Genomic DNA, 13643 nt, shown 5'->3' with positions numbered 1-13643 from the left:
CGTGCCCGTGCCGGTAAGCAGACATTCTCTCAGAACGACAACGTATCCGTCTCTGTTGACAACAGCGCAGCTATGGTTGCTGCCACACCTGCAACGATCACCATCGACTTCATCCTCGACGAGCGTAGCCGTGAGTTCTGGGGTGAGGGATACCGTTGGTTCGACCTGGTTCGCACCCAGAAGTGGGCAGAGCGTGCAAGTACCTATCGCATCGCAGGCTCTGGCTATACTGACAAGGATCTTCAGGAGTTTAAGCGTGATATTCCCGCCGGTTACTACATCCGTCCTATCCCACAGGGTCAGCTCGACGGAATGGAGATGACTGATGAGGAGAAAGCCAATTATCAAAATCCCGCATATCGGAATTAGTTTAGGTTTTACATAGTTAGTTAATTGAATAGTAAAAAGTTGGCAGAGTACATCCTGTCGTGAGACAGAATGTACTCTTTTTCAATTATCGTTAAAAGCTAATGAATATGAGAAGAATCTACATAATCATGATTCTTTGTCTGTGGGGATTAACTGCTGTAGCTCAACAGCAAGGATTCACGATAGCAGACAAAGGGAAGGTTTCGCCGATTATCGTTGATAGTCGCGACTGGAAAGGGGTGTCTCGTGCAGCCAATGACTTGGCTGACGACATACGCAAGGTGACAGGTACAAAGGCTGAAGTCACCATAGGACAGATAAGAAAAGGCTCTATCATAGCTGGAACCATTGGCAAAAGCAGATTGATTGATGGCCTGATAGCCAGGAAAAAGATCGATGTGAGTAAAATTCGTGGCCAGTGGGAATCATACCTGATAGATCTTGTTGATGACAATCTGGTTATCGCTGGTAGCGATAAGCGTGGCACCATCTATGGTATATACGAGATAAGTAAACAGATTGGGGTCTCGCCATGGTATTGGTGGGCTGATGTGCCAGTGCGACATCAGGATAACTTATACTATACAGCTGGCAGAGTGGTACAGCCGTCGCCAAAGGTAAAGTACCGTGGCATATTTATCAATGACGAGTGGCCATCGTTCGGAGGTTGGACAAAAGAAAAATTCGGCGGTCAGAACTCAAAGGCCTATACCCGCATGTTTGAACTGCTACTTAGGCTCAAGGCAAACTATCTATGGCCGGCGATGTGGGATTCAAGGTTTAATGAAGACGATCCTTTGAATCCAATACTGGCCGACGAATACGGTATTGTGATGGGAACATCGCATCATGAACCCATGATGCGAGCTCATAAGGAATATACTACCCGTAGAAACGAGGTGGGACCATGGGACTATTCTGTCAATAAGGAAAGACTTGACAAATTTTTCCGCGAGGGAATGGAGCGAAACAAAAACTATGAGAACCTGGTCACTATTGGCATGCGTGGTGATGGAGATGTAGCCATGGGAAAAGGTAATGATGAGGATAATATGAAGACACTCTCGAAGGTGATAGAAAGCCAGCGTAAGATGATCAGTGATATTTATGGCCGCCCTGACGCAGTTCCACAGCTGTGGGCCATCTTCACCGAAGTGCAGCGATATTATGATGCCGGATTCAATGTGCCTGACGATGTTACACTCCTGCTCTGCGACAATAACTGGGGATATATCCGAAGGACTGCTCCTGCCAGTGAACGACAGCGTAAAGGTGGTGTTGGACTCTATTATCATATAGATATGAATGGTGGCCCATGGAATGACCGCTGGGTTAACACCTCACCGATTCCCAAACTGCGCGAGCAACTGAATCTGGCTTATCAGTCGGGTATAGACAGGATATGGATTATCAACGTGGGAGACTTAAAGCCCAAAGAGCTCCCCATTGATTTCATCATGAATTATGCCTGGGATCCCGATGCTGTTAAGGCTGGCGATGAAAAGGCTTACGTCAGGCAATGGGCTGCGGGAATCTTTGGTGAAGATGTGGCCGATGAGGTGACAGATATCCTTGTCAAGTATCCCAAATACAATCTCTGGCGAAAGGCGGAGGTTCAGGTGCCTGGCGTCTTCAGTGTCGAGAACTACAACGAGTGCAATCGTGTCACCATGTTGTGGCGCCAGTTAGCTGAACAGGCCGAGGCTCTTAAGCTGCGCATACCCGCTGAGGCTCAGGATGCCTATTATCAGTTGGTATATTATCCGGCTGTAGCATCGGCCTGTGTGGCAGAAATATACAATGCCGTTACGCAGAACCATTATTATGCCGACCGAGGTGATGTGCGTGCTAATGCCTTTGCTGATCGTGCAAAGGAACTCTTTACAAAAGACTCATTGCTGACGGAATATTACAATCACCAAATGGCTGGTGGAAAATGGAATGGTATGATGCGCGACAAGCATATCGGCTATCAGCAGTGGTTTATGCCTGAGCACAATCAATTACCCAATTTGCGATATGTGCCACAGCGGGATGCCCGCCCATCCATTCCTCTGCTTGAGACTGCTACTGAGGAGTATGGTATAGAGGCTATACATTACAGCAGATGTATCCCAGCTAACGGTATATCATGGCAGTTGCTGCCCGACCTGGGACGTGGCGAGGGCTGTATGGGTATCAATCCGGTAACGGCACCATCCGACGAAACAGGTAATGGCCCTAAATTGGAGTATCAGATAAAGATCAATAAGGAAGGGCTGACGAAGATCGCTATCGGTATACTTCCTACTCAGGATGTGCAACCAGAACGTGGTCTCAGACTAGGTGTTAAGATGGATAATGGGGAAATAAAGATCATCGATGCCCGCAGGGGACTGGTCGATACTTTCGATGAATATACACCGCAGAATCTGAAACGTTCAAAGAAACTGAAACCGTTACCAGAACCAGGGCACATGGCACTCAACGGCTATCGGCGGGAGCGACGTAACGAGGTGTTCGATAACATGCGCTGGCTGGATGTTTCCTTCGAAATAAGTACGGCAGGTACTCATACATTAAGCCTGATAATGATTGATCCGGAAATAGTAGTAGAACGCCTTGTCATCAATCCAGACGACAACCACTACAGCTATTTCGGTCCTCCAGAAAAATAAACCATAATATTTGGTTTATGTTAGTTAATGATAAATAGAGAGAGCACTCTGTCGTGATGACAGGGCGCTCTTGATGTGTGAGGAGAGCAGACGGGAGGGATATGGGAGAGATGACGGGAGGGATCAAGGGAGGGATGAAAATCAAAGAATCCTTTATATAAAGGGCTTCCGGGCCATTGACGGGAGGGATGGAGGGTTTTCTGACAAAAACTACAGATTACCCGACGTCCGCTTACGACTTTCTCAGCGTCCGCTACGGGAATGCTGACACTTTACTTACGACTTTCCAACAGTTCCCACCGTGGGAATAAAGTGTTCCCACCGTGGGAATAAAAAGAATAGTACGTTTTTCTTTTGTATTTCTCTCGTTTTTTGTATCTTTGTAGCCAAAATGCAGACTTATGATCGATAGTTATAGAAAGCTCATTACTTTGATGGCTGTGCTGCCCATGTTGGCATTCGGGCAGGTAGAGAATGTGTCGCCCTGTGGCCCTGTACCGACGGAGGATCAACTGCGGTGGCAGGATATGGAGATGTATGCCTTCATCCATTATTCGCTGAATACGTACACCGACCAGGAATGGGGGTTCGGCAATGAGGCGCTGGAACTGTTTAACCCATCGGACCTTGACTGTCGGCAGTGGGCACGCGTCTGTAAACAGGCGGGTATGAAGGGTATCATCTTCACAGCCAAGCACCACTGTGGTTTCTGTATGTGGCCTTCGGCCTATACGGAGTACTCCGTCAAGAACACGCCTTGGAAGCAGGGTAGGGGTGACGTAGTGCGTGAGCTGGCTGAGGCTTGTCGCGAGGAAGGGCTGAAGTTCGCTGTCTACCTTTCGCCTTGGGACAGGAACCATAAGGACTACGGCAAACCAGAATACGTGACCTACTTCCGCAACCAGCTGCGCGAATTGCTGACGAACTATGGTGACATCTTCGAGGTGTGGTTCGATGGTGCCAATGGTGGTGACGGGTGGTATGGTGGTGCCAATGAGATACGTAAGATTGACGGAAAGACCTACTATGGATGGGCAGAGACTTTCCGCATGATTCGTGAGTTGCAACCGCATGCCGTTATTTGGAACGATGGTGGCGATCGTGGTGATTTGCGCTGGGTAGGAACGGAAGCCGGTAATGTGGGTGAGACGAACTGGAGTCTGATGCCCAGCAAGGGTGATACACCCTGGCACATGCTGCACTATGGCGTGGAGGAGGGCGATGTGTGGTGTCCTGGAGAAACGAACACAAGCATCCGTCCAGGCTGGTTCTACCACGAGACGGAGAACGAACATGTGAAGAGCCTCTCGAAACTGATGGACACCTATTATAAATCGGTAGGACGCAACTCGACGCTGTTGTTGAATTTCCCCATCGCTCCCAACGGACGCATCCATCCCAACGACAGTCTGCGTGGCATTGCCTTTAACAAGATGATTCAGGAGGTGTTCAAGACTGACCTCGCCCAAACAGCGAAGATCAAGACGCAAGGTTCAGAGACCATTATCACCTTCAAGCAGCCTACAGCTTTCAATCGTTTCGTTGCTGAGGAGGATATCCGCTATGGTCAGCGTGTGAAGAAATTCGCACTGGAAGCTGAGGTCGATGGGCAATGGGTGGCGTTGAAGGATGAACTCGTGGAGAATGGCGACGGCCTGACCACCATCGGTCATCGTCGCATCATCTGTTTCCCCACCGTCAAGGCAACTCAGCTACGCTTCACCATTCTTGACAGCCAGTGCGATCCTATCATCAAACGCACTTCCGTCTATCTGGCTCCCGAACTGACAGCCGACATCCCTGACAGTGGTGAAAAGCGCAGTAGCAACCTCCACTATTTCTTCAGTAGTCCCAGGCAGATGATGATTGACTGGGACACAGAGCAGACCATCACTTCGTTCCGCTATCTGCCTCCTCAAAATTCCAAGGAGGGTATTGTGACTCATTACACCCTCTGGGCATCCACCGATTGGGCGAACTGGACGAAGGTGGCCTCAGGAGAATTCTCGAACATCATCAACAACCCCATCTGGCAGACCATTAAGTTCACACCCGTCAAGGCCAGAATACTCCGGCTGGATGCCGACCACCTTGCTGATGGCGACCGCATGGCTTTCGGGGATTTTGAAGTAGTAACAAAATAAAGACGATGAGAAAGATATTGTTTTTAGCCGCCTTGATGCTGAGTGTCTCAGCACAGTCGCAATCACATGACTGGGAGAATCCTGCCGTGTTGGGTATTAACAAACTGCCGTATCACGCAACCTTGCAACTGCCCTCGAAGCAGAAGAAGCATAAGGAAATCAAAAGCCTGGACGGAGAGTGGATGTTCCATTGGAGCCCCAACCCCGAGGAGAGACCTGTCTTGTTCTATCTAGATGACTACGATGTGAGCGGATGGGACAAAATCAACGTGCCGGGCAATTGGCAGATGCAGGGCTATGGCACACCTATCTATACTAACATCAGCTATCCCTTCCAGCGTAACCGTCCGAGTGTGACTTCCGGGCCGCCACAAGACTGGACTGCCTACGAGAACCGCAATCCTGTAGGGTCGTATGTGACCTTCATCGATATCGACAAGAATATGCTTGGCAAGAATCTCATCCTGCACTTTGGCGGGGTTCATTCTGCTTTCTATGTCTGGCTGAATGGTCAGAAGGTGGGCTATAGCCAGAACTCCATGTCGCCTGCAGAGTTTGATATTACACCCTATGCTCTTGAGGGACTTAACAAACTTGCTGTAGAGGTGTATCGTTGGAGTGATGGCAGCTATTTGGAAGATCAGGACATGTGGCGACTATCGGGCATCTTCCGCAGTGTACAGCTATGGGTCAGACCGTTGGTGCATGTTGCCGACTATCATGTGACGGCTGTGCCTAATGCGGATTTCTCTAAGGCTCATGTGACGGCTGACATCGCTGTTTGCAACACAGGCAAGCAGGCAGTCAAGGACATTAAGGCTGTCTTGAAAATCGAGGGCAAGATGAAGGAGGGATTCCTGAGGAGCATTGCTGCAGGTGATACCACCCATGTGAAGATCACCTATTCGATAGATAAACCCCGCTTGTGGTCGGCAGAAAAGCCCAACCTCTATCCTTTCAGTATTGAACTGAAAACCACCCCTGCGGAAGAGGTCTTCGAACATTTCGATAATCATCTGGGCGTGAAACGGGTAGAGTGTGTTGGCGAGGTGTTCAAGATTAACGGCAAGAACGTGAAGCTGCGTGGCGTGAATCGTCATGACCACCATCCGCGTACGGGTCGCTATGTCGATGATGCCACCTATGAGCAGGATCTCCGGTTGATGAAACAAGCCAACATCAACTTCCTGCGCACCTCGCACTATCCCGATCGCGAATACCTCTACGAGCTCTGCGACCGCTGGGGCATCTATGTGATGGATGAGGCTAATCAGGAGAGTCACGGCTATGGTTATGCCAACGAGGAGATGGGGCACGACTTGGCATGGCAGCAGGCCCATGTGGACCGTGCTGAGTCGCTGGTGAAGCGTGACTTCAATCACCCTTGCGTCATCCTGTGGAGTCTGGGTAACGAAGGTGGCATAGGTCCGAATATCCAGGCCATGTACGACACCGTCTGCCGCCTTGATTCAACACGTCTGCCATTCTACGATTGTCATCCGCGTTATTCCGCTCTCCACGACTTCGGCTATCCCACGCCCGATGTGCTGAAGGCTGAGGCCGAGAAGGAAAGTGAGAAGCCGCTTATTGCCCGTGAATATGCCCACGCCATGGGTAACTCGATGGGTAATCTGCAGGAGTATTGGGATGTGATCTATGCTGATAGCAGCATCGCTGGCGCAGCTGTATGGGACTGGGTAGACCAAGGCATTGAGAAGATAAGCAAGGGCGTGAAATATTATGCCTATGGCGGTGACTTCGGCGACCAGCCCAACGACGGACCTTTCTGCATTAACGGACTGATTGGTCCTGACCGCAAGCCCCATCCTCATTATTACGAGGTGCAATATGTCTACCAGCCTATCGCGTTCGAACAAGAAGGAGACTCCATCCGTATCATCAATCGGGATTTCTTTACCGATCTCAACGAATATGATTACTATTGCGAAGTCTATTACAACGGTGAACTGGTATCTGGCAATATCCCTATTCTCTATGGCGACAAGTTCGGGATTCCTTATCCCTACTACCCCTATAATGAGCCGGAATTGATACTGAATGTCTATGCCCGTCTGCATCAGGATACACCTTGGGCACAGGAGGGCTTTACCATTGCCCGTGAACAATTCATCCTGAAACCCGAAGAATTCTGGTCTGCCTTTGGGGACACACCAGCGACAGTGCAAAAGACGGGAAAAGGTCTCGTGGCCTACACCGATCGGGGAACTGTTACCATTGATAGCTCTGGTAAGCTTATCAGTTGGATGGTTGATGGCGAGGAGAGGCTCAGCGGACCGTTAGAACCCTATTTCTGGAAACCGGAAAACGACAATCAGCATGCCGCTCATTTTGCAGAGCATTCCGGCATCTGGCGAGATATTGCAGCTAAGAGCACCAGCAAATCGTTCCGCACGGAAGCCAGCGATAAAGGACTTAAAATCATCAGCGAGACAACGCTCTCTGTGGGAGCAGTCCTGACCGTTACCTACACTATCATCCAAGACGGTCGCATCAAGGTGGATATGGATTATCGTCCTACGGCTACCGATATCCCCCTGCTGCCGAAATTCGGTATGCGCCTGCGCCTGCCAGCTGACTATACCAACATTGAATATTATGGTCGTGGGCCATGGGAGAACTATCCGGATCGTAAGCGTAGTGCCTTTGTTGGACGTTACCGGACGTCGCTCAGCGAGTTCGAAACGGAGTACATCCATCCGCAGGACAATGGCTGCCGCACAGATGTCCGTTGGCTGAAAATTGGTACTGATAAAAAGACACTCCGAATCGATGGTCTTCAGCCTCTCTGTATCCGAGCCTGGGACTATGGCGAGGAGGATCTGGAAGCTGCCAGTCATCCCCACGAAATCAAACGTGGTCGTTTCGTTAATCTGAACATCGACCAGAACGTCCATGGAGTCGGTGGTGTAGATACTTGGGGGCAGCCCACGTTACCTCAGTATACCATCGATGGTAACAAACCTTACCACTACGCCATTCTACTTGATTGGATTTAGGGTACTAACCTTCTTACGGCGGATGTTTTTGGTCTCTTTCATAAAGAAAGCAGGCCGCTCATCTTGATGAATGGTTTCCAAATGGATATTCTTCAGGTAGATATTCTCTGCATGACTGATGGAGAAGCCCCAGGCAGGCTGAATGCCGTGGGCAGAGGGCTCGGGATAGTTGGCTTCGCCCCTCTCTGTGGCTTTACGGGCTTCTGGTATAAAGAAGGGATTCCGGCCCCGCTGCTCCCTGACGTCATCAAGCGTCAGGCCCCCTCTGAACTGTACGTTCAGGTTTTCGATCCGCACATTACGGACGGGATGATTCCTGACACCAGCTATCAGACAGGCGTAGCGGCTGTCGGCATCTGCAACACGGATATTGCGGATGCTTATATGATCGACAGTAGAGGAATGGAATCCCTCTGGAGCCCGCATACGATCACCTAATCTTATATAAATAGGTGAATTGCAGATGTCTGTCATCGTGATATCGCTGACATTGATATCCTCCATGGCTGCCCCATCAACTGTTTCGAGAGCCAAACCTCTGCAATGGGTAAAAGTACAATTGCGAATGGTAATATGACGGAATCCTCCATTGCTCTCCGTGCCGAGTTTGATCCGGCCTGTCGGACCGTCGCCATCAGGAGCCTTGAGCATATTCGTTGTCTTTGTGCCATCAAGATACGTGCCAATGTCATAGCCACTGACGTGGCAGTTCTCAATGAGGACGTGTTCTGTGGGTTTAGGACGCCCCAAGGCATATGAGCATTTCAGAACGATAGCGTCGTCATTGAGGGTGTTTACATGACAATTCCTGATGATGACCCGTTCGCAACAATCGATATCAAATCCGTCGCGGTTGGAATCAGCCTTGACGTTTTCTATGAGCAGGTCGTCGACTCCCGTCAGTAACATGGCGAAATGTCCGCAGTTGAGAAAACTCACCCCACGGATGGTCACTCTCTGACAATCCCGAAGTGCCAATGCTTTATTGGCCCAAGGCTTTCCTGTATAGTTACGTCGCGGTTCTCCTCGAGAGAGGACGCCGGTTCCGTCGATAAGTCCTTCGCCATCCAATGTGACATCATGCAGATTCTCACCCCAAATCAATGAGTTGTGCCAATGGCTGTGTCCGAAATCTTGATAACTGGAGCTGTTGTGTTCTGCCTCATCGTAGCCCTCTGTATCTGTCACTGGGGCTGCTTTCAGAACAGCTCCATTCTCTAATCGCAGGGTGACACCGCTTTCAAGGTGGAGGGAATAGCATAACCAGATACCTTTTGGCAGAACCACCGTATCTCCATTGCTTGCAGCCTTCTGTATCGCAGCATTGATGGCCGGTGAGTCAATATGCCGACCATCTCCTACAGCACCGAAGTCCCTGACGTTTTGCTGCGCCCTTGCAAGGCTAAAAGATAAAAGACAAATGGTAAATGATAAAGCTAACAGCAGATTTCTTTTCATAATTTCTTTCTTTTGAAGACTTCAGATGGCAGGATGCCAAACTCGTTTTTGAATGTCTCCCGGAAGTGTGCCATCTGGTTGAAACCAGTCATCATGGCTGCCTGGTTGACATTATACTCACCGCTTTCGAGCAAGTGGTAGCAGTGCTGCAAGCGGAACTTCCGGATATATTCCTTGGCGGTCAAGCCTGTCAGGGCTTTCACCTTACGGTAGAAGGTACTATGGCTCATCGCCATCTTATCAGTGATGAATGGCAGGCCGATATCCTGACTCATCACGTTGTCGCGGATGATACCATTCAGCTTGTCAAGAAACTCTCTGTCTAAGCGTCCTAATTGTGGAGTGACGGTAGAAGAAGTATCCTCTTCAGCCATTTCTGGGTGATGTGTGATGTATTCTGCCAAGCGGCGGCGGGAAGTGAGTAAGTTCTGGATACGACTGGCCAGCAATTTGGTAGTAAATGGCTTTGTCAGGTATGAGTCGGCACCACTGTCATAGCCATCTTCCTTGTCTTCGTCGGTATTCTTGGCAGTCAGAAGAATAATGGGGATATGGCTGGTGCGGATATCTTCTTTTAGTTGGTGGGTAAGCTGGATGCCGTTTAGCTTCGGCATCATAATATCGCTGATGATGATGTCTGGAATTTGTTCCTTGGCCATCTGAACCCCTTCTTCTCCGTTCGTAGCCTGACTGATGCGGAAGTCATCACAGAAGGAGTCGGCAATGTATTGACGGATGTCGGCATTGTCGTCCACCACAAGAAGTAAAGGAGCCGAAGGAAACACTTCTTTCTTCATTCTTAATTCTTCATTTTCCTGATCTTCTTTGTGAAGAGCATTGGGATAGTTGTTGTGGATGTCTAATGAAAGGGTAAACCGACTGCCTTGTCCTTCATGGCTGTCTACACTGACCTGAGCTTCGTGGAGGTCGGCCAGCGACTTTACCAAGGCAAGGCCGATTCCCGTACCTGAGGCCTGATGACTACCGTTGGCTTGATAATAGCGTTCGAAGATGTGGGGTAGTGCGTCGGGGGAAATGCCATATCCTGTATCTGCCACGGAGATTCTTATACATCTGTCGGCTTCTGCCTGTACAGTGGTAGTGATACTGCCTTGTTCCGTATATTTGATGGCATTCGACAGATAATTGTTCAGAATGGTCGTGATGATTTCCGAGTCGAACCAGACGGATGGCAGATTCTCAGCGATATTGTAAACAAACTGAACTTTGGGATTACGGTAGAGTTCTTTGTAGTTCAGGCAAATCTCACGCACATGTTGACCGATGTCACCTCGTGCCACGGTGAGCCGGCGGTTCTGTGTCTCGGTTTTGCGAAACTCCATGATCTCATTGATGAGTCTTTGTAGCCGTTTGGCACTCTTCTGGATCATGGCTACCAGTCGACGGCTTGATGCTGGCAGTTGCCGGTCATCCATCAGATCATCAAGCGGCCCAAGGATGAGTGTCAGGGGTGTACGCAGCTCATGGGTGATGTTGGTGAAGAATCGGAGACGTTCCTCGTTCATATTCTGTTTTTGCTGGTTTTCTCGTTTCTCCAGTTCAAGTGAAGCGCGCAAAGCCAATTTGTTTTTGTAGGAACGCACGAGCCATGTGCTCCATAAGATCATCATCAGTGCATAAAGCAGGTAGGCCCACCATGTTTGCCAAAGAGGAGGAGCGATATATATTTCGAGTTGTGTTTCCTTGGCATCACCCCAATCCTGGCTTCTGAGTTTTGCTCTTAAGATAAAGGTGTAGTGCCCTGGGCGCAGTCCTCGGAAGACTACATCATGGTCATTGCCGATATTATACCATTTTCCATCCATCCCTTTCATCATGTAGGAATACTCCACAAAGTCTTTCTGTGCGTAGTTCCGTACAGTAAATGTCAGGCGAATGGTATTCTGTTCATATGTGGTATGGATATACCTTTGGGAGTCAGGTGTCAGCTGAATCATCTCTGTATTCCGCCCTACAGGATTATAGGCTTCAAACGTCACAATCTGTACGTCTGACATCTCCATCTGGTCATTTAATTGTTCTGGTTTGAAATAGCAGGCGCCAAAAGCCGATCCGAAATAGATGGCTCCGTCGGCATCGGTCATGGCCGCTCCATTTATATAGCCACCAGACACCCGAGTTTCCTGATGATTATAGTTATGGCATTTGCCCGTGCTTTTCACAAAACAAGAGATTCCCGAATATGTCGACATCCATATTCTCCCATCATGATCTTGCTGTAAAGCTAAAATATGATTGTCGGCCAGCCCATGTTCCTGACTGAAGATTCTGATGCCCGTCAGATTGATGGGGTCCTCCAAATAAACAAGACCTGCATCTGTCGCCAGCCAGAGACCTTGATGCTGATCTCGGATGGTCTGGTTGATTTTACTGGAAGGAAGTCCATTCTGAACATTCAGATGCCGGCAGGTCTTTGTCTTCATATTATAGGAGTATATGCCATCGCCAAGTGTAGCAATGAATAACTGATGAGGGGCGGTATTGAGAATGCAAGTGGCAGGAGCTCGGACAATCCGACTAATGGTCTCCTGACGAGAAACCTTCCCATCAATATATTTATATATTCCGAATTCTCCCCCTATCCATATGCTCCCATCGGTATCTTCCGCAAAGGTGTGAATATCAGAACCTTCAGGACTCATCTCGACATGAGAGAAGCGACCATCCTTTTTGTCAAAACGATATATGCCTTGATCGTCGAGACCTATCCATACATGCCCCCAATGATCTACCATCATACAACGAGGGGAATGGAATGCCCTGCGTGTTTTATTCTTGTAACTCCACCGCCCCGTTATCTTACCATTCTGCCATTGTGTAAGTTCTGTTTCGCTGGCAACCAAGAAACCATGTCCTGTATCTTTTACAATAGAATTAACAGGGTAGTAATCATTCTCTGGATCTTTATAGTCCAACAGGTTGAAGTCTGATTTTAGGATACTGATAAAATCCACGCCTGTACTATGGTTGCCAACCCAGATGTTTCCGTATTCGTCTTGTTTGAGGCATCGTGTGTTAAGCGATGTGAGTTTTATTGTTGTGGTATCATAGTGCAAATGACCGTCTTTTCCAATATGATTGGGCCTAACCACTTTTATCCCGCCGATATCAGTAGCCACCCAGAGTGTACTATCATTCACTTGCAGAATGTCATAAACATTGTCGTCATGGTCATCAGGCAAAGGTGTGACCTTTGAAAAAGACGACGTTTCAGGGTGAAAGAGAGCCAGACCTCTATCCGTTCCAACCCAGATACGGTAGTAGGCGTCTTGATAGATACAACGGACATTATTTCCTGGCAGACTATTTGGGTTGTTTGGATGATGCTGATAATTAATAGAAGTGCCATCACTTTGCTTCACAACCGTCATACCGTCTCTACTATGTCCAATATAGAGATTCCCCCTTTTATCATCTAATGCGCAGCGGTTGCTATGGGGCTGGCTTAGTTTGATATTGGTAATCTGAAATGTGCGACCATTTAGCCTTGATACTTGCCCATTACCATGTATAATCCACAAATCTTCATTGTCAGTGTTGACAATGGCATTGATACTTGAAGGTGCTAATCCTTCCTTATCGGTAAGTTGTCGTGTTGTGCCTGATTTTGGATTATAGATAGTCAACCCGTTCTCCGTGCCTATCAGCATCTGATCTGACGGTTCGTGCCAGTAAAGGGCGGTAATGCGATGCCCGGAAACTTGTTCTGTCAAGGGAAATGGTTGACAAACATTTCCTGCTATCCTGTTCACTCCGGCTTCTGTGGCTACCCATACATAGCCATTCCCGTCCATAGCCAGTGAGATTACAAAGTCGTTCGACAGTCCACTGGCAGAAGTGATATGTCGTGAAGCATGGAACTCTTGAGCTTCAACAGAAAGAGACCATACGATAATCGTTATGAAATGGAAAAGACGACGAAACATACCTGTCATTTGTATTCTGTTGCAAAAATAAATAAAAATAATAAGGTAACA

Annotated in this window: 6 protein-coding genes; 4 read left to right on the top strand and 2 right to left on the bottom strand. The window is 48.6% G+C overall.

Features of this window, described 5'->3' with window-relative positions; translation table 11 throughout:
• The 4 genes from BMY16_RS06455 to BMY16_RS06440 all read left to right on the top strand — a co-directional run.
• Positions 1-369: RagB/SusD family nutrient uptake outer membrane protein (locus BMY16_RS06455; RefSeq protein ID WP_139207150.1), on the top strand; the 369-nt coding region annotated here is incomplete at its 5' end.
• A gap of 107 nt (positions 370-476) precedes the next feature.
• Positions 477-3026: a glycosyl hydrolase 115 family protein gene (locus BMY16_RS06450; protein WP_317614776.1), complete on the top strand. Its 2550-nt coding sequence runs from the start codon at positions 477-479 to the stop codon at positions 3024-3026.
• A 434-nt stretch (positions 3027-3460) separates the two neighbouring features.
• Positions 3461-5170, top strand: coding sequence for an alpha-L-fucosidase (locus BMY16_RS06445; RefSeq protein WP_411267774.1), 1710 nt, complete (start codon positions 3461-3463; stop codon positions 5168-5170).
• 5 nt (positions 5171-5175) lie between these two features.
• Positions 5176-8187 carry a glycoside hydrolase family 2 TIM barrel-domain containing protein gene (locus tag BMY16_RS06440; RefSeq protein WP_091841012.1) on the top strand — a complete coding sequence of 1004 codons (3012 nt, stop codon included), beginning with the start codon at positions 5176-5178 and terminating at the stop codon, positions 8185-8187.
• Here BMY16_RS06440 and BMY16_RS06435 read toward each other — a convergent pair.
• Together BMY16_RS06435 and BMY16_RS06430 are read right to left on the bottom strand one after the other, a co-directional pair.
• Positions 8170-9645, bottom strand: coding sequence for a rhamnogalacturonidase (locus BMY16_RS06435; protein ID WP_091841011.1), 1476 nt, complete (start codon positions 9643-9645; stop codon positions 8170-8172). The genes BMY16_RS06440 and BMY16_RS06435 overlap by 18 nt on opposite strands.
• Complete coding sequence (locus tag BMY16_RS06430; protein WP_091841009.1) at positions 9642-13601, bottom strand: hybrid sensor histidine kinase/response regulator transcription factor; 3960 nt, start codon at positions 13599-13601, stop codon at positions 9642-9644. Before BMY16_RS06430 ends, BMY16_RS06435 begins: the two co-directional genes overlap by 4 nt.
• Positions 13602-13643 lie beyond the last annotated feature (42 nt).

This window comes from Prevotella sp. ne3005 (assembly GCF_900110085.1).
Classification (GTDB): Bacteria; Bacteroidota; Bacteroidia; order Bacteroidales; family Bacteroidaceae; genus Prevotella.
Note: the sequence above shows the minus strand (reverse complement) of the source record. Positions and strands in the feature narration are given on the sequence as shown.